17 protein-coding genes are annotated in these 21,135 nt (G+C 56.0%); 3 read left to right on the forward strand and 14 right to left on the reverse strand.

Annotation, left to right across the window (positions count from 1 at the left end; all coding sequences use genetic code 11):
- Positions 1 to 3 precede the first annotated feature (3 nt).
- Both AAIH70_RS26005 and AAIH70_RS26010 read right to left on the reverse strand, forming a co-directional pair.
- Positions 4 to 1,080 (reverse strand): hypothetical protein, encoded by a 1,077-nt coding sequence (locus AAIH70_RS26005; RefSeq protein ID WP_430036544.1) that lies wholly within the window; start codon positions 1,078 to 1,080, stop codon positions 4 to 6.
- Positions 1,077 to 3,905 carry a hypothetical protein gene (locus AAIH70_RS26010; RefSeq protein ID WP_430036546.1) on the reverse strand — a complete coding sequence of 943 codons (2,829 nt, stop codon included), beginning with the start codon at positions 3,903 to 3,905 and terminating at the stop codon, positions 1,077 to 1,079. Before AAIH70_RS26010 ends, AAIH70_RS26005 begins: the two co-directional genes overlap by 4 nt.
- A 341-nt stretch (positions 3,906 to 4,246) precedes the next feature.
- Here AAIH70_RS26010 and AAIH70_RS26015 point away from each other — a divergent pair, with 341 nt between their 5' ends.
- Entirely contained in the window at positions 4,247 to 4,723 is a 477-nt protein-coding gene (locus AAIH70_RS26015) for a hypothetical protein (protein WP_430036548.1), read from the forward strand.
- Positions 4,720 to 5,739 carry a hypothetical protein gene (locus AAIH70_RS26020; RefSeq protein ID WP_430036550.1) on the forward strand — a complete coding sequence of 340 codons (1,020 nt, stop codon included), beginning with the start codon at positions 4,720 to 4,722 and terminating at the stop codon, positions 5,737 to 5,739. Before AAIH70_RS26015 ends, AAIH70_RS26020 begins: the two co-directional genes overlap by 4 nt.
- 253 nt (positions 5,740 to 5,992) lie before the next feature.
- On the opposite strand, the gene AAIH70_RS26025 is transcribed toward AAIH70_RS26020, so the two are convergent.
- The 3 genes from AAIH70_RS26025 to AAIH70_RS26035 form a co-directional block, all read right to left on the reverse strand.
- Complete coding sequence (locus AAIH70_RS26025; protein WP_430036552.1) at positions 5,993 to 6,655, reverse strand: hypothetical protein; 663 nt, start codon at positions 6,653 to 6,655, stop codon at positions 5,993 to 5,995.
- Between the two features lie 10 nt (positions 6,656 to 6,665).
- Positions 6,666 to 7,979 (reverse strand): hypothetical protein, encoded by a 1,314-nt coding sequence (locus AAIH70_RS26030; protein WP_430036554.1) that lies wholly within the window; start codon positions 7,977 to 7,979, stop codon positions 6,666 to 6,668.
- 105 nt (positions 7,980 to 8,084) lie between these two features.
- Positions 8,085 to 9,416, reverse strand: coding sequence for a phospholipase D family protein (locus AAIH70_RS26035; RefSeq protein ID WP_430036556.1), 1,332 nt, complete (start codon positions 9,414 to 9,416; stop codon positions 8,085 to 8,087).
- A gap of 718 nt (positions 9,417 to 10,134) precedes the next feature.
- Between AAIH70_RS26035 and AAIH70_RS26040 the strand changes: the two genes are divergently transcribed.
- Positions 10,135 to 11,079 carry a hypothetical protein gene (locus tag AAIH70_RS26040; protein ID WP_430036558.1) on the forward strand — a complete coding sequence of 315 codons (945 nt, stop codon included), beginning with the start codon at positions 10,135 to 10,137 and terminating at the stop codon, positions 11,077 to 11,079.
- Between the two features lie 402 nt (positions 11,080 to 11,481).
- On the opposite strand, the gene AAIH70_RS26045 is transcribed toward AAIH70_RS26040, so the two are convergent.
- The 9 genes from AAIH70_RS26045 to AAIH70_RS26085 form a co-directional block, all read right to left on the reverse strand.
- Complete coding sequence (locus tag AAIH70_RS26045) at positions 11,482 to 12,621, reverse strand: RHE_PE00001 family protein (RefSeq protein ID WP_430036560.1); 1,140 nt, start codon at positions 12,619 to 12,621, stop codon at positions 11,482 to 11,484.
- Between the two features lie 132 nt (positions 12,622 to 12,753).
- Entirely contained in the window at positions 12,754 to 13,860 is a 1,107-nt protein-coding gene (locus AAIH70_RS26050) for a hypothetical protein (RefSeq protein WP_430036562.1), read from the reverse strand.
- A gap of 3 nt (positions 13,861 to 13,863) precedes the next feature.
- Positions 13,864 to 14,712 (reverse strand): hypothetical protein, encoded by an 849-nt coding sequence (locus AAIH70_RS26055; protein ID WP_430036564.1) that lies wholly within the window; start codon positions 14,710 to 14,712, stop codon positions 13,864 to 13,866.
- A 23-nt stretch (positions 14,713 to 14,735) separates the two neighbouring features.
- The gene (locus AAIH70_RS26060; RefSeq protein ID WP_430036565.1) at positions 14,736 to 15,668 is read right to left on the reverse strand and encodes a hypothetical protein; all 933 of its coding nucleotides are present in this window, start codon (positions 15,666 to 15,668) and stop codon (positions 14,736 to 14,738) included.
- 22 nt (positions 15,669 to 15,690) lie between these two features.
- Positions 15,691 to 16,800 carry a DUF4150 domain-containing protein gene (locus AAIH70_RS26065; protein ID WP_132276783.1) on the reverse strand — a complete coding sequence of 370 codons (1,110 nt, stop codon included), beginning with the start codon at positions 16,798 to 16,800 and terminating at the stop codon, positions 15,691 to 15,693.
- Between the two features lie 2 nt (positions 16,801 to 16,802).
- On the reverse strand, positions 16,803 to 17,894 hold the full coding sequence (locus AAIH70_RS26070) for a DUF2169 family type VI secretion system accessory protein (RefSeq protein WP_430036567.1): 1,092 nt from the start codon (positions 17,892 to 17,894) through the stop codon (positions 16,803 to 16,805).
- Between the two features lie 20 nt (positions 17,895 to 17,914).
- Positions 17,915 to 18,358: a hypothetical protein gene (locus AAIH70_RS26075; protein ID WP_132276779.1), complete on the reverse strand. Its 444-nt coding sequence runs from the start codon at positions 18,356 to 18,358 to the stop codon at positions 17,915 to 17,917.
- Positions 18,359 to 18,620: 262 nt separating this feature from the next.
- A complete protein-coding gene (locus tag AAIH70_RS26080; protein ID WP_132276777.1) occupies positions 18,621 to 19,841 on the reverse strand; it encodes a hypothetical protein in 1,221 nt (406 codons plus the stop codon).
- Between the two features lie 6 nt (positions 19,842 to 19,847).
- On the reverse strand, positions 19,848 to 21,131 hold the full coding sequence (locus AAIH70_RS26085; protein ID WP_430036569.1) for a hypothetical protein: 1,284 nt from the start codon (positions 21,129 to 21,131) through the stop codon (positions 19,848 to 19,850).
- Positions 21,132 to 21,135 lie beyond the last annotated feature (4 nt).

Below are 21,135 nucleotides of genomic sequence, written 5' to 3' on the forward strand. Positions count from 1 at the left end.
ATTTCACCGATCAATGGTGGCAGGCGACAGGAAGAGGTAGGATTTCAGGAATTGTTCTGCCGAGGGTACTTGACCCACTGCAATGTCGAAGGACAGGAGGCATCCTCGGGGCTCAACCTGTTGGCCGGCGAACGCTAAGGACCGCTTCGCCCAATCTGGCAACGGGAAATGGAAATCGAAGGAACCGAAGTCATGGTTCTGGATAAGTCGGTACGTGACATTGCTTCCAGCGAGCGCCTTCAACGCCATCGCCAGCCTCCATGCGATGTCGCAGGCCCGGCGGCGGTCGTTTGAGTCCGGAAATTCGAGAAGCTTACAGACCTCCCCGCCTGAAACTTCGCCATATCCCCATCGGTCGGCGCCGTAGGGTTGCGGCCGGCGGACGATAAAGCGGCCGGTCTGGCGTTTCAGCGGCTCCCAGCGAGACCTGTAGCCGCGGTGTTCCGACAAATGGTCGAAGATCCGCGCGCCGTCGAGTGTTCCGGACGGACCCAGTTCTGACAACTGGCGATCAGCGCGATCAACCAAATCTTTTGCCGGGATGACTTTCGGAAAACGCAGCCAGACCTCGCTGTAAATCTCTCGCAACCCCAATGATAGCAACAGGTTCCGAAGATCCTCGTTGTCTTTAGGATAGAGACGCCGCGTAACACCCTCAAGTCGTACACGATCTCGAACTTCCGCCGGCAGTGGCGTCTGCTCGTCCGAAGAAAGGCCGATTATCTGCGCGACATTGCCAAGGTGCATTACAAAGGAAGGTGGCGCGGCAAAAACCCACGTTCCCCGGATCAATTCGTCAATGGCGGCGACATCGTTTATTTCGAGAAGGTCGCCAATCGAGATAAGGTCATCAATGACGACCTCCACTTTCTCTGAAAACTCGTGCGCATCATCCACCAGACCACGATGACAATCGACCATTGCTCTGACAAGTGTTTTCGGAGAGCACGGGCAGACAGTCCCAGCCAATCTCCGCAACGCGGCTGCGAGATAACTCCGCCCCACCGATCCGCCGTCGGAAACGCCGAGGAACCGGTGCGTCGTGGTCAACACTTCCGCGCTTGAGATACTGGTTATCACGAAGCTTCCCTCGATGAGTTCTGTTGCACCATGGGAACCTCCGCATCACATACGAAGCGTGCCGCTCTCAAGATCGGTCGACCGCCCTTTCCAAGCGACCTTGCGAAGTCAAAAGCCTGCGTATCCGCTTTCGTACCACCATTCATGCATATCGCCATCGCTGCACGGGCAGTGGCGATGTCTGATACACCATACCGATTTGCCATCTCGGCAAACCGATCGATGGAGGCTCCCTCGTCGAGACCGCGCAGTTCGGCAAGGACGCGGCTGAGCAAAACGGCGAACGATTTGTTTGCTTCCGTCTTCATCGCCAGCATTTTCAAATCGTGCGTGCTCTTGCGCGATAGCTCGTAAACCCGCTCGGCCTCAACCCATCTCTCGCCACAAAGGACTTTAAAAAAATGCTGTTCCAGACGTTGAACGACCCGTTCTCGCCGAAAGTTTGCCAAGGGTCCGGCGAGAGCCGCGGATCGCCATCGCACTAAATGGGCCTGGGTCCGTTCGAGTGCATCGTGTCCACCCGGAAAACACCTTTGGTCTGGTTCGGGTGCAAGCTCGGATAAATCGACTATATGCGGCATGCTGATTGCAAGCGTTTCCTTTACCTCGGCGTATTCAAGAAGGAACATGCCGCCCGGTCCGGGAGGCTCGAACCCTTCCTGGAGTGCCTCCAAGCTCAGGACGGAGGGCATGCACGGCACCGTGAATGGATGAAAGGACGCCTTCACGGGACGCTTCCCCTGATGCTCGTCGATCAGCCGCACCTGCGTTGTTTTTCCGTCCGTATGCCAGACAAATCGAACGGGCCTCACATCTCGGTGGAGCGGGATATTGTAGGTGCCAAGCTCTTCGCTATCGATCAGCAAGCTTGCGCTTGTTGCGGAAAGGATTGCCCAGGGCGCTGACCAGTTCCGCAGCACATGTGAACATTGGCGGCGCCAGACGCCCTCATCGCAGGGAAGACTGGCCTCCATAATCAGTTCGCTCGCTATGACGGTGCCCCCAGCATCGAAAAGCTGGACCGAAACTTTGAAGCTGTACCCTTTTGGTCCCGCTACGGTGACAACAAGCCGCTCTTCGAAAAAGTCGTCCAAAGTGGGTTCGCTTGGAGAGACCGTTGGCACCATGCCCTTAAATTCCGTCGTGCCCGGGGTCCAGCCACTCGGAGAAGCGATAGTGACTTCGATTGTTGCAGTGGTGGCGGCGAACCCGCCGTCATCCCTTGCGACATGTGCATCTACACGCAGGCGATGGACACCAGCGTGCATATCCGGGAGAGAAAAGAATGCAGAGCATCCTGCAGCTACATCCGGCAGATTAAACCTCGCCCCAGCGTTCACGGACACGCATAGATCCTGGATATCGTGGTCGGCACCAATACCAAACGTCGGCAGTTCTCCTTCGAGCCACTCCGCGCGGCTTTGTCCATCCCACCGACGTGCTGGTAGCCCTGCCGGCCAAATGGAAATCGTGCGTGTGACTAGGAGGCCCGCTGCCTTAAAGATTTTGTACTCTTGGTTTTCTATCTGGGCCGGAAGATCGACCTGCTGTGCACAGCAGTTCATGCATTGGAGACGTGCTGTCGAACTGAAAGGGAGAACGTCAATGGGTGTTTGCGATACAATGATGTAACGTTTGCCAGGGTGAAGCTTCTTGGTTACGACCTCCGAGGCTCTACCGTCCGTACCTGTTTCGAACAACCAGGTTGGGCCTGGGGTTATGCAGGCATCCGATGCCATTAAACGGTCGATTGTTGCGTGCCGCTTTTCGAAGCGGACGAGTGGCAAATTTGGGTTCGGCCACGACGTCAAGACGCGTCGCGGTCCTTCTGACAAAAGCCAGCCGGCGGGTCGTAAACCATCGGCGCCCTCGATCTTGCAACGCGTTGTTTTAACAAACCGCTCGAAATCACCAGAAATTTCCGCGAGCGGCCGATAGGATGGAAGTTGCGCCATCACAAGCCATTCGTTTCCTTCTGCGCGTACAAGTGCAAGCGATGGCTTGAGTGAGAGAGGCCTTTCCGATGATGCAGTACCAAGCTCAAGATTGATATTGTCGATCGCAGCGCGCGGCCATCGACCGTAACCGCCGACACCTTTGATGCGTGCGCGTTCGACGACACGACGCGCGTCTCCGAGCCACGCCTTGGCGCTTTGCCCGGTTTCAAGATCCTGAACTATCCGATCGAGCGTCGGTGGAAAAATCGTTTCGCTCGCTGATGACGCCGATCCGCCCAAAAGGCCGATCGCAATACGTCCAACCATCTCTTCCTGTTGCAAAAAGTTGCGAAACCTCGAGCTTCCCTCTCTTCGTTCGCTGATATAGCGCCCGATGACCGCAGGTTTTTCGTCGAGACGCTCCGCAAGACCATAGCGCAGAGAAAACAGTCTACGGGCTAGTTGTGTCTGCAAATCCCGCGGCAAGATCGCGTGTGTGATGGGCCAGGCTATGATCGAGAAGTGTGTCGCCCATGTCCCCAACGGCACGAAGCCCTGATAACGCCGATGGAAACGCTTGAACGCCTCACGGAGCCACCGCCTGTGATAGTAATGCCGCCAATAGGGCATCCGGTTTTCGAAATTCGTCCAGTAGTCCTGTCCATCGAAGTCGTAACCGAGTTCGGCACCGTAGACGACCCACAACAGCCAATCCGGCAGGAAGAACGCTCTATTGCGCAACTGTGCATGAAGATAATCAGACAACTCAGCAAGTTCGTCTGAATTCAGACCATGCTCAAATGCAAAAACGGGCGTACCGGACTTCGTCCGTTCGATCCGCAACGCCTCGAAATGTTTGTCCAGGCGTTCGCCCCACCCTGCGGACAAGTTTCAAAATCCTCGACTAATGATGGGGCGGGAACCACCCGCAACCTGACATCATGGATATAATTAAAGCAATCGGGACCTCTGCCCTCCCCCGAATCGCTAATGGTCACCTGCAGTTGATCGTTTATCGACCAGGAACGCAACTCAAGATAACTTCAAGAGGTTGAAAGAGCTTCGACATTCATTAGCGATTTCTGACGATGGTATCGAGCGTTAGTCGGATCTCAGGTGTGCACCCAGCACCTGACCTCAGCCGGCGTGCCTAGAGTTTTGCGCTCGTGCTGATTGCAAGTCTATGTTCATCTGGTATAGCAGTGCCAAACTTGTGAAGATCATGCCGAATGACCGTATTCGTAGTCTCCCCTACCCTGCCACATGAGTTTTTCGTGCCCGGATCGCCTGTTTCGGTGAACCGCTACGGCACCCTTCCTTACAAGGCGTGGCGCGCGGACGTGCACACGTACGGCACGGCCACCGCGTCATGGGCGGGCTCGCTGGTGAGCGGATCTTGCTCGGTGCGCATACGCTATTTCCGCCGTCTCGACCGGCCGAAGGATGTAGATAACATTTTAAAAGCGATCTTTGACGGATTGGACGGAAAGACGGGTCCTGGACCCCGAGCAACCCCACGCGTGCTGAGCGACGACCGTCATGTCGAACATGTCGTCAGTCAGCGAACCAACATGCGGTTTCATACTAGATTTTACGGGCTACGGCTGGAAGAGTACCGCGCAATGCTTCATGCAAACACCGCACAGGCTGCGGTGTTTGTATCGGTCGACTTTCCTCCCAATCACGGAAGGTCTGTTACGCGATGAACGAGCAAACGCAACTTGACGCGATCCAGGCCGAGCTTGTTTCCGAAGGATATGCTGTCGAGCAAAATGTTCGCGCCGAAACTTTAGACCTGCAGGGACAGGCGGCCACCGACGCTTTCAACGCCTTGACGCTGGACCTAGTCGCGCGGCTGGTGCGCCGGCCCAAAGAGCAGCAACAACCCAAATTCGTAATCGTTGAGGTTGCGAACAGAGCCCGACCTAAGCCTTTGATGCGCGGCAGGATTAGGATTCGATTGAAACATATTCCGGAGGACGTCGAAGCGCTCCACCGGTTTGAGGCAATCTCAGCGGTTCTGTTTGATCGAGCGGATGCAGTTCTACAAATCCGCTTTTTTGATATTTCGGCAGATCAAGCGAATGCGCGCGTCCTTAGGGAAACGAAGGTGCGGGTTAAAAAAGCGATGGTGGAGAAGCTTCGGGACGATCAGAAGTGGTTGTCGTTGGCTGCGCAACAGCCCGCCGGAACGCATGCACTCATCGTGGCGAGAATCTGGGCTCACTGGGTACGTGTGGTGGGACATATATTTCCCGGCCAGGAGCACGTGGAGTTAAAACAGGCTGATCTACGTACTATACAAAAGGACCTGTTCGACTATAAAATCGTGCAGATGCACCCCTCTCACTATGCCGGTATCCACAACGAGATCCTGGCTGTGGTTGAAGGTGGCGACATTTCGCCCGCGCGCATTTTGGAACTGGTGCCCGATCTGTGGCTCGTCCTCGATGCCGCGGTCAAGCACTACGGTGCCAAGGTTGCTGCGCCTGAGCAAGTTCCCCCCGATATCATCCTGAAGGTGATGGGGGACATCAACAGCAGAGCACCAAAGGAAACCCTCCTTTTACTTAGGGAGTCGGCGATGAGTCTCGCGCAGGTTTGGAATTCGGACCGTTTCCCATCTCAGTTGGCGTCATTCCTGCTGGAGCCTAACGTTCGCAACGTGGTGTCCGAAGATCTCCTGGAGGCACTGCTTCGTCACGCTGCTCGCCTCGGCTAGCCAATGTTTTCGTAACATCAAGCGGAGAATGTCTAACGGGAACGCGGATATTGGTGAGATAGGGCGTTTTCAAGGGAAGTTTTCCTTCCTTAATGCTGTTCGTACCACCTTGCAGTAATTTGAGTTCATCGCCAAAGCCCGTTGCAACGCTGCTCTTCAAGCCTGATCTCAAGCTTGAGCTCGCGTCACCGTGCGCAGACTTAAACGTGGCCGAATAAAGTGCGGTCACGGGGCAGGATGCCAAGCTACCGCTTTAGGCGGCGGCGGCCTCGTAGTTGAACGACGACAGGGTTTTGAAACGAGGGAGTTCGATGTCTACAGTTTCCTGCACCTTGTGAAGACCGCCGCCATCCCGATTTGGTTTACCCTTCAACAGGGGAAAATTCCGAAGGTTGGTGAAGGGCGACTCCTGAAGGAAATCGTGCAGCAAGCAAAAGCCCTTCGCCATGGCAACAATCTGATGGATGCGCGCATCATCGGAAAAGAAGTTTAGCGTTTCGCAGGTGGCGTAAAGAATAAGCACAACCTGTTCATCCGGGCCAAGCAAGGGGATCGCAAGCCACGATCGCTTGGCATCCTCCTTCATGCTGGCATCCTTGCTGCGTGCGGCAATGAACGCTTGCTCATCTTCAAAGTAGCGCGTGCGGAACAATTGAGCCTTGTCGTAGGCTGCACCCATGATGCCAGTGTTCACGGAAAATACGCGTCCGGCGCCGTCAGCGCCCGCGCCGAGCGGCAGATAGGGACAGACTTGTTGCAGGAATTCCTGCCCTTCACGATACATCAGGCGGTGGATAGTCAATTGTAGATTATCGACCCGGCCTGCCGACAATAGGCCTTGCACCCCTGCCAGGAAGGGAAGGACGGCCATCTGCGACGCCGGCGGAACGGGTTCCGGATTATTGAACAAGTCCATGGTCACTCCTTCAGCAAACAGGAAAATACCCTGGGGCCCAGTAGCGGGTCGGATGTTGTGCCTGCTTATCTTCCATATCGGCAAACGCCAGTTTTACCTTATCATAATCGGAGAATATGAGTTGTAGATGACGTTTTGTATCGCACCCGTGGCGACATAATACATGTTCGTGGGCGATATGCGCGCTCGAAATCGCTTCGCCGAGAGGACGACGGCTGATCGAAATGGCGCCACACCGGTAAAGGAGATATGTCAGCAGTCGGTTGAGAACAGAGCTGCCCGGCCCGAAGACGTCACGGAGGTCTTTCGGCGCCTTCTCGTCGGTCCCGGAAACATGGAGCGTGACCGCAGTGTCTTTCCGCAGTCTGCCGCGCATCGACACTTTGGCCTCTTCTAGCAGCTTCGCCTCAATCCTCGTAAAGTAGCCGAGAAGATTGGGACCAGCCTTGGCTATTCCGCGCCGCAACTCTTCCTCGGTTTTCTCCAACTTGTCGCCAAACAGTTCGTAGAGGATCGTATCCTGCCGGAACCGCTCGATCGTCAGGCGGGAGACGTCAACCAGAGCGCCGTCCCCAAACCCCGAAACAAGGTATCGGCTCCGGTCAACAGTGAGGTTTGGCTGGGCAATCTGCTCGTTGCGCCAGTACGAACTGGTGTTGTAATCATTAACGCGTTCCCAACCGAAGCCGGCTGCCAAGATGATCGTGTCGAATTTCTCGGTTCCGCCTTCGCTGTCCCCCTGCTTAAAATAGGGGCCCGTCATGACGACGTTGGTTCCGATAAAGCTGATTTCCTTGCGGGTGGCATTGATTTGCAAGTGATGGACGCCGACCAACGCTTTAAATCTGCTTTCCGTTCGTTCGTTAATATATTTTGAAAATCCGTCGAGTAGCGCGCGGGCGACGTCGGAGGCACGACCTTCGCTCCAGTTCAGGATCGGCAGCGACGCACTGGGTGCCCGGCTTCCCCATTCCGGCCAGGCATAGAGACTGGGATGCAGCCAACGGCCGTCGCAACCCTGCTGTACCGGGCAAAGATCCCACTCCTTTTCGAACAGTGTCACGGAGCTACCCACCGGCATGCAAGCCAAAAGGGCCGCGGTCGCGGTCAATCCCGCTGCGCCGCCGCCGATAACCGCAATGCGGCCTAGCGGCCGTACTCCTGTTTGCTCAAGCTCTGACAACGCCCAGACCAGGTTATGCGCGCGCACTTGCTGGTTATAGAGCGTTACGCCACGTTCGTGCATACCAACTGCAAACACGCCGTCTTTAACACGAAAACTGTCGATTACCGCATCGATCTGGGAAGAGGGCGTCACTGTCATTACGAATCCTTGCGTTTCTAGAACGTAGCACGAACGTCTGACGCTGCAAGCGGTGCAGGCGCGAGGCGTTTAGAGGTTGTGTTTGCAGGTGATGCCAGGCCGGCGTCAGGCCGCCCATTCCGCATCGCGCCACGCCTGCCTCTCCAGCCGGCGTTCCAACTGCTCCCTCAGGGTCTTCCCGTCAAGATAAGCCTGCTCAGGGAGCGATAGCCCGCGTGCAATCGATTTGATTATGCGCCCAGGCCCCGGAAGCCGGTAAGCGACCTCCGAAAAGAAGCCTGTCTCAAACGCCTCAACTGCGCTGGGATCGTACCAAATATCCGGCATGTCCATGATCTCAAGGCGTCGGGCCAGCCGCGCAATCGCAGTCTCGTCGGCAAGCATCCGCTGCCTCGATGCGAGAAACCTCTCAAAGGCGGCATCTCGCTGCGCAACCGGTTTCGGCTTGATGCCGTTGTCGGCAAGTAACCTCTCCATGGATGTCAGGTAGTCGGAAAATGCGGCCCTCGCCCTTTTCGCTCCGTCGCCGGAAAGCTTTTCGGCGAAGCGTTGGAGTTCAACCACCCGGCTTTCCTCGCTTGCCGCGAGTTGCGCTTTTATATCCTCGATAAAAGGCCGCGGCGCCCAAAGCCCAAGTACGGTATCGACGGAATTTAGCCGAACCTGAACCCGGCCAATGTCATCACCGTCCTCGTCCAAAATATCCACCGTTTCGACAGCGCTGCGAAGTCCGAAGGCAAACCCTTGCGTCGTTGGCCGCGCATGCGGCACCACTGCTGCCGTCAACGCCCGCATAATTTTTGCACGGTCTTCCGGATCGAGCCTGAACGCGTCGAAAGTAAACGGCGACTGCCGCGAGATACGATGGATCAACGATCCCGTGAGGAAAAACTCCCGCAAGTCTTTCGGCAATTGTCTCGGCGGAAAAGGTTTGGTGACCTCGTGTCCAACGGCAAAGGCCGCATCGATATATTCTTTTAAGGCCTTGTGCCTGCCGGTGAAACTGACCATAAGTTCATGGCGGTCGCTACCCGGGTTTGCTGATCCGACAAACCAGACGTGGTGCGTGGTCCGCAGAAAATGAAACAGCTTTGTGTGAAAATGCCTGCGTCCCGTAATGACGGACGCTGTGACTTTTTTGAAACCGGCTTTACGGAGCGCGTCGTGGAGCCTGCGCAGGTCGGCCCAATTCTGTTTGAGCTTGGCACTCGCGTCAAGGCCAATCGCGACACGGATCTGGCACGCCGCGCGCCTGGACCGCGGGACGGTTTTCAGAAGGGCGATCGTACTGTCAACGGAGACGTAGCCGCCAAGGATCTCGATCGCAGTTGCCTTCTCAGCGGCTTCTCTGAAAGCGTCCTTCAGGTCGCTGACATACGCGTGGCCGTCGAGTTGGAGGATATCGGCATGGGAAACATGAATCGTCTCGGAAATCATTTGCTCAGGTCGGAGGAGTAGTCGGGTGTTGTTTCCGCGCGAGAGTGAAGCAAAAGATTTAACATTCACCTTGAGGTAGTATCGTTTTTCGCTTAGTTCATCATAGTCTCCGACCTTCCGACGCTTTTTTCAGATCCGACCCCCGGGAAATGTTGGCCGGAGCCACCCAACCTCATCCGTTGTCCCTATGGGAATGCGAGCTTGGCCTCGCCATACCCCGTTTACCAGAGCGAGAGAACCTGGCTGCGATCGATGCTTTGAGCCTTGCAGCTCTGGCGCATTTGAGATCCAGCAACAATGGTGGATGATCGCGATCGATGGTTCGCGCCACTCAGGGCCTCCCCTCCGATAAAATGCTCGTCGCCGCAACCGACGCCGATACGCAAGGGGAGGCCTACTCGGACCGGCTCCGACAAATCGCCGAGCAAGTCGACTGCAATTTCAGCCGCTTGCGCCCGACGGCCTTGGATTAGAACGAGCCACTACAGCATCGCTTTAAAATCCTTGATCTGTAACCCCTTCGGACGAACAGGCGGCACCCCTGTCAACCGCAGGTCGGCAACCGCTGGCGCGGGCGTAAACGCCAATGAAACCTCACCAAACTAGGGTTGGGGTAGTGTAAACTGTTGCGGTCGCAAGAACTAAGTCTGTTTGGAAAAAGGTCTGGATATTGGGTCGTCAAATTCAAAAGTTTATCAAGGCGCGAGGGGACGAGATCATGGCGCGCCGCCCGGTCTGGGCGGGGTCCGCCGACAAGACGCTGAGCCGCGCCGTCGAAATTTGGCACCACGGAGCAGTCAAACGCCGAAGCCTCTCTCTGTTCGCATCAAAGCTTGCCACGGTACTCCGACAGGATATGCCCGACTGTGTCATCGTCCGTGCTCCGCGCACGCTGTCGCTCCAAGATGCTCGAGCCGGTTTGATAGCCTATGAAACCCGGGTGGTAGTGGAAGCCGGAAAAAAATACATTTCGATCGAAAGCCATGCTGTTCTGCTGCGCGAGGCCTCTATCCTTTTTGTGCACGGGCTATTGCCGGGGATGACCCAACCGCACCTGTTCGAACGGGTCCTTGAACGAAATGGCCAGTTGCGAGATTTTGCCGCAATCCAATTGCAGATGTCGGCGCTGTGGCCAACAATCCTTTGGATGCGTCGTGAGCAGCGTTTGGTGGGACGAGGTGATCCGGTGACCGCCGTGGTGACGCCGTTTGAGGGCGGGCTATTCTTTGCAGCGATCGAAAAAGTCGGTGAACTCCCCGCGGCCGGCCCGTTACGGGCTATCGTTGACAGCACGGGTACCCGGCAAAAGTCCTTGCGTGACTACTATGCTGACGGCTCCATGCGTGCAAATGTCATGACAAAAACCTTTGTAGATAAAAGCAAACTAACGTCAAATCAGCAAAACCTTCATGACGCCCTCAAGGAATTCATCCTTGCATTTGGTGATGTCGTTTCGGAAAACGATTGGCGCTGGAAAATTGGCTTGGGCGAGCCAGATCAGACAGTAGCTGACATCGCACGCGCTTTCCGCATCGTCATGCCGACCCCGGCGAGACGCAAACAAGCATATGACGCGCTGGAATTGATCGTCACATCCAGCCTATGGCGAGACGAAGAAGCACGAAATCTGGAAAATCAGGCTCGTCGGCGCACGCTGGTCTGAGAAACCTGGTTGTGTGAACGCCCTGCCACCTGCCGCAACCTGTCCGATTTGGAGCGAGCATCCGAGAGAGCTTATGCGCCTGTTCCACCTCGCATCTCCGCGCCGAAAACGGAACGGGTAACCGAAGACGCGTTGGCACCGGCCAGCCGGCGCGTCAAGGGTGAAGCTGGGCCCGCCAACGGCGGCCCTTGACCCGCCGTCCGGACCGAACATGCACTGTCTTCTATTTCTGTCAGGCTGAATCTTGTCATCTCGATATTGACTGTGCTCAAGGCATGTTCCCTCGAGAACAAATTTTTCGTTCAGCACATTTCCGATTTCATGCCGAGCCGTGAGATAGCCTTTTCATATTTCCGTAGCTCTGAACGGCCATCTCGAGCAGTTGCGGTCCTCTCCGAGTTTTCAAATCACGCCCCACGCCCGAAACCTCCCCCTCCCCGTCATCTCCCTGAGGCCGAGTTCCAAAACGATCCGCCGCGCCGCCTGCGGCGTCACCTCGAGCGCTTTCGCCACCATCCCAGCTGACACCAACGGTCTTGCCATGACGAGCTCGACCAGCTCTGGCAGTTTTGACGACGTTCGGCGCCCCTCCAGTTTCCGATCCATCAGTGTACGCGCCAAAATCAGCCGGTCATGTTCTTTCATGCCGATCTCGGCGGCCGCCAAAAGGCCGTGGGCAATGGCGAGCAACCGTGTTTCCCGATCGCGGCTCCGGCGCCGATCCACTGGAATGGTTTTGAGGCCGAGATTGATGGCGGCGAGATGGCCGCCGCTGGTAATGCCGGCCTCCCGCAAGATCGAAGCGCAAAGCAGCCGGCCGAGCCAGGGCGCGTGCTGAAGTACAGACAGCTCGTTCCAGGCATCGAGGGCGACGATCGCCCTAAACACCGCCGGCAGATGCTCGGCCTGGCGTATCACACCGCGCCATTCGTCGAGCCGGGCATCCTCGTCCCAGTCGAGATCATAGACGAGAGGATCTCGTTCGCGGGTATCAGCCGAAGCCCGGCCGGGCCTCTTGGCGTCCTCAATCGCTGCCTCGGATCGAGCGAGCAGCGCATCGATGGCGGCATAATCGACGCCGGGCAGATTTTCTGAATCATCATCGTCCCCCTCCCCTTCCCGCTCGACCATTCTTGCGGGCTCGATGCTTCTGCCGTCCGCGGTGTTTTCAAACCCGTCTGATGATCCAGGCCACGCTTGGGTCTGTCGCAAGGATCGAATACCGTCGGGCGATAGTGCCCAGTCCGGCGACTGACCACCAATGCGCCGGCGAGTGCGGAGAACGTCGCGGGCGATGGTGAGTTCGTGGGTGGGGGTGCGGGTGTCGCGCAAGGCGTCATGGAGGACGAGGTCTTCGAGATGCACCAATTCGCCGTCGATCCAGAGCGAGGCACACGCGTCAGCAAAATGCATACGCTCAAGGAAGCCGGCGCCGACCGGCGAGCGAGCAATGCGCTCGTCGAGACGGGTGAGCGCGATGCCCGCGTCAAAAGCGGGCCGAACCAAGTTTGAAATGCTGATTTTTGCGAGATCGTAAGCCATTGAATTTATGGTAAACGATTTGCTAAACGAACTCTATACGAATATTTGAGTTCGCCACATGGTATGATTGACGGGTGACGTTATAACCATCGATAAGTACCTCTTATCGATGATGAATACGGCTCGCCTGCCTCAGTTGTCGCGCGTTTTGATTATGATTGCAGATCGCAACCCGCTGTAACCACTGCCAGCCGATATCAAGACTCGCATACCTGTATGTGCATCAGCGTCGCTGCCATTAAAAGCGGTATCGAACGACTGCTGCGAACGCGCGAGAATGATCGAGAGCCCCCCATAGACGGCACCGACATCGCCGAAGCGCAAAGAAGGGTAGACAGGCTCCACCCCATCCTGCAAGCAGAATGGATTCAGTCGATGCATGGCGAAAGACAGCTCCGTCGCGCGGTAGCGACTGTTGTTCCAGTCGGCAATCCAGGCGTTGATCCATTTCGTCTGCCCTTTGGGTGCGGCCATGTCGGCGGCCGCAAATGCCGCATCGCTGAGCGCCGTGAATGCGCTCTCGGCCTGCTCGTATTCCAGTGTGGGTTCAACGAAGTTGCCGGCGCCCAGGACCTGCGGATGCGACGACACATTACTCTGATCCGAGAACAAAAGCATGCCTGCCGCCTCGCCGGGAACAAAACCAAACTGGTTTTGCTTGCTGAACAGTCGTTTCTGGTCGTTGAGACGATTAAGCCGAAGGTGATCGCTGTAGCTGTCGACAGCTGCGATCATAATCATAGGCGAATCGTCTGACCTCCTTTCCAGAAAACAATCAGCGATGGCCGACCCTACACCGGCGTGACCGACAGCGCGCATCACCGTCGAGGAAAAACGAAGGTCGCAAGCATGATTGACCGCATGCTGAATATTGGCGGCCAACTCCTGCCCGAGCATGGCAAGCGAGGCCTTGTCCAGACCACCGGCTTCGTCAACCTCAGGAAGCAACAGGATCAGCTTGATCGTATTGCGACGCGCTTCCGATAACGCCGGGACAGACGAAGACAGGCGGGCGATGAAATCTTCGGTCGCTTCCGCCAGCAATTCACGGGCACGATCAGCAAAACGACCGATCGCGTCTCCATCCCGAAACGCGCAAAGTTGCGGCTGAAAATCCTGCCCGAGAAAACGCTTGTTGCGAAACAGAACTGTCTTATCCGCCGTAATCGCGGCAAGCGTGGCTTCGGCACTCGGAGCAAGCGCCGTTGAGAGGCCGCATTCAATTAGCGCGAATGTCACGGATCAACCATCGCTTTCGCTGCGGACATTCAGATTAGCTATCCGCCCACCGGCCACCACATTGAGGAATTCAAGCATCCCGTATTTCTGGTCGCCGTAATCTCCGAACAGAAGTTCGACCTGACCATTATGCTGGCGTGTAAAGATTTCGGCCTCGTTGTCCGGGATATCACTGTCGAGATTGCTGATGGAGGTAAACACGCCACTGCCGAAGAGACTGAGGAAACAATCCTCGACTTCGTCGAGATCGCCTGCGGGAAAGTCCTGACCCGCGCTTGATGTGACGATCAGCCTGTCGCCGGTGTAGTTCTCGTTGACCTCATCCCGAAGAGCGGCAAACGCAGGGAAGGATATGCCCTCGGCGGTAAAATTCAGAACATCGGTCGCCGCAGCCTCCCCTTGTTCGGCAGCCGTTACATCTGAAATCTCCAGTGATGCAACATTCTGTCGAAAGCTTGTTGGCAACGACAGCGCGTCTGCGTCCTCACCAAGAAGCGCGCGCATGGCTTCATAGCCTTCCTGGCTTGTGTGATGAAGCCGCGCCACGATACGAATGGCCGCGACAAGTGCGTTGTGATGAACGCCTTCAGACGAAACGGCCACGGACATATTGCCTTCATCACTCCAGGCGACATGGACTTCGGCCGTTTCGCGCGTTGAAAACCTGTCCCAGCAGAAAAAGCCGAGACGCAAGGCATCTTCAAGCTCGGTAAACGCTCCTTCGAGCACTTCACGGCGCTCGTCGTCGGGCGCCATGTCGTCGTTGTAGATGACGTCGAGGCGGAAACTGCGCATGTAAAGCGGAAGATGTGAAATTGGCTGCTTCAGCGTCTCTTTGACCAGGCTGGACACGCGGTATTCTCCGATGAAAGTGATTATTTGAAACGCGAAAGGTAGGCTTCAACCTTGTCATTATGGGCTGGCTCACCGGTTCCCCCGAAGGCGAACGCCTTCAAACAGCCAGCCGGCATTTGCACTGGAGAAAGATATGCCGCAACGGCCCGGTAGGCGTCGATAGCCTCACCCTTATTGACATCTCCCCAGATGGGCTCGGAGCCCGCCGTAATACTCAACATGGAGTCCGATTTATCGACCGCAATATCGGGTTGGCTTCTCAGATCTTCCGTCGCCGGAAGACGATCCCAAAACTCCTGACCGACCAGAGTTCGCCAGCCGATATCCGCAATGCCGGCCTTTTCTCCGGATTTCCAGCGATAAGCTGAACCGTTGCGCCGCACGCCATCCATCACCATTGAAGGAGAAATCTCGATCGCCGCTTTAAATCGCGCGGTCGCGGCACCCATGATAAATTCGAGGCTGTTTTTATATGGAGGAAGGAAGAAACCAAATCCCATCACGCCGGTTATCAAGTGAACCTTGAACAACTGCTCCGTCACGCAATCCGCAAATTCGCGGATCGAGGAAGTGGTTTCGGGAAGAGCTATTTCCAGAAAATGGAAATAGCTGCGCTGTTCAACGCAGAAATACGGGACAGCCGGTTCCTTGAATTCTTCGACGGCATAGCCATAGCGGCGAATACCCTCGCCATATTCTGTGCTGTCACGGTGAAAGAAATTCTGACCGTCCGCGATCAGTTCAGGATTGGTCCAGCGAATTTTTCCCGTATGACCGGGAAAGTTGTAAGACGTGACGTTGGCGCTCTCCCCAAACGCAGCCTCGAACCGACCATAAATCGCCCCCAATGCACTGCGGCTTGGCTCTGCATGAATATCGCCGTCGATAATCGCGATGATCCTGAATGCAGGCACTGCAGAGGGATTACCATTGTACAGAAGTAGGTCGGTCATTCAAAACTCCGGATTTTTTAAGTCAGGCGGACGGGACGACTAGGCCGCCCTTCTTATCGCAGTCACAAGTGGCGTTATCCACCTTTTTCGGGTTCTGACCCGAGGCCCTGCGATACGCTTCTTCCTGTTTTTGTTTTTCCTGCCAGTTGTCCTGGTATCCCGTGTCGGGATCGTCGAACTTATAGTCGTAAACGTCGATCAGATCGCCGTCTGGCCCCTGAATTGCGACATCCGGAACAACCTTGATGGCCTTATCCATGATCATCTCAGATTGCTTAATCATGTCGTAGATTTCGTAACCGGTGTAGGCTAGGTCTGCAGCATCGACGATGGTGGAAAGTATGTTCAATCCGGGAACAAGCTTCATCCAGGCCTTGCCCGCCATCTTGACGCCCTTCTGGACGATCTTGCGTTTGACCAGCTTGTCGACCTGTCGCTTGATAGCGCGCTCCAGGCCCGCGCGGTCGTAAATCTTTCTTGCTCCCTCGAAGAGCTTGTCGGCAGACGAATAGAACGCCTTTTCCGCATGGCCGATGGCGCCCGGATAACGGCGTCCGATCGCTCGGGACAACGCGCTGTCTCCTTTGTTGAGCGCAGCAGTCGTCCGGTCCTTTGCGATGTTAGAGGGTGTTCGGCAATTCCCGCCCTTTTTCTTGCAATCGTGCCACTCTTCGCGAACCTGGCAGAAAATCTTGCAGAGTTCTTTCATCACTTCCGAAAGGCCCGCAGGCGGCTCATAATGCCCGCCCGCGCCGGAAATGCAGTTCTTGTTGTTCATGAACAGCTTGTCCGACAGGCGGCAGATATTCTTGCCTTCCGCGTAGACGTTCGGTGAATAGGTGATCCACGTTGATTCATGCAGGTTGGTACCCGACATCACCCCCTTGGCGGTCCCCGGCTCATCGCCATAACCCGGCGTGTGCGCTGATCCCCTGATCGCCACCGAATGACCGCCATCGGCGAAAACGGTGCGTGTGCCGCGGATCAGGTCACGCGAGAACGAAATGATCGAATACGGCACCGGGACAGGCCCGGACGGCGTCAGGCAGACATCCGGCGTCGAGTTCTTCTCATAACCACCCGTGCCCTTGTGGGAGATGGTGAAGCCATTGGCGGAAACGGTATTCGGCATCTTCAAACCTCCATGCCGAGGCCGTCGAAGCACTCGGTATCTTCAGGCCGCACACGGAACCCGGACCGCCCCCGCAATGCCAACTCGCTGCGTTCGACCAAAACGTCATTGGCAGCGCTCATCAGCGGCATGGCACCGCAATAGGACAGTGTCAGCAAGCCGTCGTCAGGGAAAAGATGAATGGTTTGCAGCGCCATTGGCGTTTCCTGCCAGCGGCTTTTGAAACGCGTCATCAGCTCGAATTGCAGGGTCGGCAGTTCGGTCGTGAACTGTCGAAGTGACGCATCTCCGCCGTCGGGCAGCATATTGGTCAAAGTAACGATCTGGCCTGCAGAGGGTGCATGGTCGAGCTTCTGGTCCACCGATACACTCTGCCAATAATCCTCATTAAGATCGTCAGGCAGAAGCGGTGATTTCCGGCGCATCCAGTTCTGGTCGTAGGTACCGGAATGCTGCGCACGCTGCGGCCATGATTTAGGAATGGCGCAAAAGCCGACCGGCTCGGCACTGCCATCCCACTGTCTCAAGGGCTCCGCACCTTGCGCATACAAACGCGGCAGCGCCTTGCCTTTTGCCGCAGCCTCGGTTTTCCAGTAACCCAATCCGAGAGGGTTGCCCGGATGCTCCTGTGCAAGTTCCGTGTCGCTTGCCTGATCGGTGCCGCCGAAGGTCTGGCTGAAGCCAAGGAAAACGGGATCATCGCCGCTCTGCAATTGCGGCTGCAAACGCTCTGACCATGTCATGGCAGGCTGGACCGAAAGGGCCTTCGACCACTCGCCGATGGAGGCGGACACCGTGTAGGGCTCATCAATCGCTGTCGTCGCCGGTCGATAGGCATGGCCGGTTACGACGATATCTGGCCGAACCTTTGGAAGCCCGATATAAAGGTCAGCGACCAGATCGCTGACGCCGACACCTTCACGCCAGACCGGTGCGCGAAAAAGATCGACCTGCTTGCGCTCGAAAAGACAAGTCCGCTGATAACGCATGCGAAAGGTCGCCTTCGCCCAGACCAGCCAATAGCTTCGCCCTTCCTTGTCGCGATCAAAACCCGAAAAGGCGGCAAAGGGTGTACGGTTGGCCAGCGTCCACATAGCGCAGGTCTCCCAGAATCTCAGTTGAGTTCGACAACGGCGCCCTTGAGGCCCATCCGCCCAAGTGCCTCGATGGAAATGTCGTCACCCAAAATGCGCACGCGCCCATCGGGATACAGGCGCAGTTCAGAGCGTCCGCATTTGAGTGAAAGAGGCGTATCCGCTGGTTTATGCGCCGGAGACAACGCGCCCTGAGAGAAAGCGCGTGCAATTGCATGAAACGGCACATGGCCGATCAGAAGGACGGGCCCGGCCGCCAGGTTCATCCCGATCGCCAGACATCCGACCGTGTCTGCTCCAAACTGGATGCCGGAAATGACGATTGCAGGATTCACCCCTGCAAGAACCGGAACACCTGCGTCCGATACTTCCAGAATGAGATGAAGGCAAAACTGACTTCTATCCGCAGCGGCATCGATTGACTGGGAAAGCGGCAGAAGATTGGTTGCAAGATCGTACTTCATGATAGGGCAACTCCACAATATCCGCAGGAAGCATGCTGTTTCAAGTCGAGGACGAGTTCACGCATCGGCTCGCCCAAGAAACGGTTGAACGCACCGGAGGCCACAAAAGCGAGCAAGGCCAAACGTCTGAAGAACATACGAGAGCTGATCAGGCCAAACAGGAAAGACACGGGCGTCCTCCAATTTGGAGCCTGTTCGCCGGCCAAAGGACCCAAGTCTCGTTTCCGGCTCTCAGTCTGCCAAGGCGTGAAATACGGAGACATCAGCGTCCCACTGCCCTCAGATCAAATTGTCGCTCGATTTCGCTGCGTTCTTGCCCAAGTGATATCTTGGCAACCGAGAATGCTGACACACCAGTCACCCAACCGTTGAAAATCATCTGACGGGCTTCCGCATCAAACGACCGGATGTTTCGCCGAGCATCGTACGTATTCAGTCCAAGAACTGAGATCGACGGCGATGTATTTTTCTGGACATAAATTTCGGAAACGAAATGTCCGCCGGCTGCCATATCCCAAGCGCGCGCGTAAGCATGCGCGACGGTTTCACCAGACGTGTTTTTGATGGTTTGCATCTCGGCATCACCTGAAAATGCCGTTTGCCCACTCTGATCGATCTGCTTGGTAAACTTGGATATCATCTCCGCAGCTACCTCTCGACCTTTCGTCAGATCAACCGGGCGAATGTGGACGACCAGATTGGGATATTCCTCCCCATCAAGTGACAGGTTGTAATCGCTCGTACCTTGGGGCTTACCGCTGCTGTCGACTTTTTTGACGTCCCAGTTCTTAGGATAAAGAAAAGACTCTCCACCTTTGGCTTTTTCCTCGCCCAGGCTCGCAAAAGCATCGCCGTCGTCCTCCATCCGGATCCCGCCGAAAAAGCGGGACAACGCATCCTCGTATTCCGGATAATCCTCGTACTCGAATGCCGCGTGAATAACGAGCACATCACGCCCGTGACTGATTGCGGCAACTCGGCTCATGCGGCTGTAGCCAGCGCCTTCCTTAAACTCGCTGCCGGCGAGAAAGCCGAAAACACTGTTGCCTTTTTCCTGATCTTGGAGGATCCGATTATAGCCATTGATAGCAAGGAACCCGTAACCGGCAGTTTGCGCATCGGCGAAAGAAGGAAACCGGAGACGATGGACCTCGATCATGAGCCTGTCACGGTCCTCTGGCTCGTAGATTCGGGCAATAACGCCCTCCTTCTCCTGAGGAGCCTCTTCTGTCCAAATATCCATCTTGTCGTTCAAGATCGACGAAAAGCTGAAACCAGTTTCGCCGAGATCAATCTTCTTCCGAGTGTATTTGCCCGACTCTTCGGTAGAGATCGCAAGAATTCTTTCAGTCGAATAGGTCTGGGCCATGGCCACCTCGGAAATGAAAATGGTAAAGAGTGATGACGCACCAACCGCAAATGCCAGCACGGCCTTTCGACACATTTCACCGAGTTTATAAGGTTTGTTGTATTGCTGGTGCATGTCAGGTTATTTCTCCGGTGTTTGCAGGCCGAAACCAGCCTTAATGCCAGCGCCAGGACCAAACGCCGCCTTGCCTTTTAGTCTCGCGCCGACTTTGCCGTCCTCGAGATCACCCATCTCTCCCTCCACGGCAAGCGCCCCGCCAATACTTGCTTCTCCGCCAATTTCGACAAAAAATCCCCAGTCCCATTCCTTGCCGACTTTATCAAGTCGAGTGTCCCACTCCGCCCATTCTGCTACGCCGTTGAAGGAATGAACGACGAAATTTAGCGCGCGGGCAGGGGTGACGGATACTCCGACTCCGCCGTTGATCTGTCCAAGCGTCGCGTCTATGCCAGCCTTGCCAGTGGTAACAAAGGTGGGGGAGCCGTTGTAAGTGCCGACTTTAATGCCAGCTTCAAGGGCACCTTCCAATTTTCCAACCTCAAAGCCACCTTTCGCGTTGAGCAACCCGTCTTGGTTAAGGGTACCATTCCCCTCGATCAAGCTTACTGCACCAGACATTCCTGCTTTCGCGGTGACGTTCGCATTGCCGCCAACCCAGTCGTCCGACCCGGTGTAGCCGACCGTCGCTTTGCTTGACGCATTGAAAACGCTCAACTTTCCCTGAGCGAAGCCATCCTTGTCCTCAAGGACCTTGTAGGACTCATCGTAAAACTTCTTGTCTAGGTTCGAGCCGGTTTCGTACTTGCCTCTGATTGGCTTTCCGGTTTCCTTGTAGGTGGAAGTGTGTCCCTTTTTTCTCTCAGTGGAACCATCCTCGTATGTTGTCCGAGATCGTTCGTACCCTTCTTCGGATTCCACCTTGCTTTTGGCCGAAGTTGTCACTTCCGGATCGTGCGTCTTGTCCTCGTCCTCTTTTTTCTCTTCTTGTTTTATCAGTTCGTTCGCCGGCCGCTGTTCAGCTTCCTTGGCGACCTGTTGGGGATCCCCCTCAGTCTCTATATGAGATGCATCTGTAGCAAAGCCGTCAGAAGACAGCATCGTATTCTGATGCTCGCGCGGTGTTTGCTCGCCAAGCAGGGGGCCGGCCGCCCCATCGGTCGAAGGAGAGAAGCGCCAGGGTTTTAGGTAGGAGCCCGGTTCGTAGCCAGGTTTGTAGGGCGGGCGAACGCTCTGTGTCGCCGCCGGTGCGGGACAAAACCCTTCTAGGTCCTTGCGCACCACCTGACGCAATGCTTCTTCTTCACGCGACGAACGCCGGAAGAGCGGTGGTAAGACAGGCCCGAAATTTGGATTTCCGCGCCAATAATCGAGATTAGAAGCTTGCGGTTGGTTTTTGTCGCTCATGACG

The organism is Neorhizobium sp. BT27B, assembly GCF_050455485.1.
Taxonomy (GTDB): Bacteria; Pseudomonadota; Alphaproteobacteria; order Rhizobiales; family Rhizobiaceae; genus Neorhizobium.

Coding starts and splice junctions, on each gene's coding strand:
- AAIH70_RS26015 (WP_430036548.1), top strand. CDS start 4,247: ATGACCGTATTCGTAGTCTCCCCTACCCTGCCACATGAGTTTTTCGTG.
- AAIH70_RS26070 (WP_430036567.1), bottom strand. CDS start 17,894: ATGTGGACGCTGGCCAACCGTACACCCTTTGCCGCCTTTTCGGGTTTT.
- AAIH70_RS26020 (WP_430036550.1), top strand. CDS start 4,720: ATGAACGAGCAAACGCAACTTGACGCGATCCAGGCCGAGCTTGTTTCC.
- AAIH70_RS26060 (WP_430036565.1), bottom strand. CDS start 15,668: ATGACCGACCTACTTCTGTACAATGGTAATCCCTCTGCAGTGCCTGCA.
- AAIH70_RS26030 (WP_430036554.1), bottom strand. CDS start 7,979: ATGACAGTGACGCCCTCTTCCCAGATCGATGCGGTAATCGACAGTTTT.
- AAIH70_RS26040 (WP_430036558.1), top strand. CDS start 10,135: ATGGCGCGCCGCCCGGTCTGGGCGGGGTCCGCCGACAAGACGCTGAGC.
- AAIH70_RS26075 (WP_132276779.1), bottom strand. CDS start 18,358: ATGAAGTACGATCTTGCAACCAATCTTCTGCCGCTTTCCCAGTCAATC.
- AAIH70_RS26065 (WP_132276783.1), bottom strand. CDS start 16,800: ATGCCGAATACCGTTTCCGCCAATGGCTTCACCATCTCCCACAAGGGC.
- AAIH70_RS26085 (WP_430036569.1), bottom strand. CDS start 21,131: ATGAGCGACAAAAACCAACCGCAAGCTTCTAATCTCGATTATTGGCGC.
- AAIH70_RS26045 (WP_430036560.1), bottom strand. CDS start 12,621: ATGGCTTACGATCTCGCAAAAATCAGCATTTCAAACTTGGTTCGGCCC.
- AAIH70_RS26035 (WP_430036556.1), bottom strand. CDS start 9,416: ATGATTTCCGAGACGATTCATGTTTCCCATGCCGATATCCTCCAACTC.
- AAIH70_RS26080 (WP_132276777.1), bottom strand. CDS start 19,841: ATGCACCAGCAATACAACAAACCTTATAAACTCGGTGAAATGTGTCGA.
- AAIH70_RS26025 (WP_430036552.1), bottom strand. CDS start 6,655: ATGGACTTGTTCAATAATCCGGAACCCGTTCCGCCGGCGTCGCAGATG.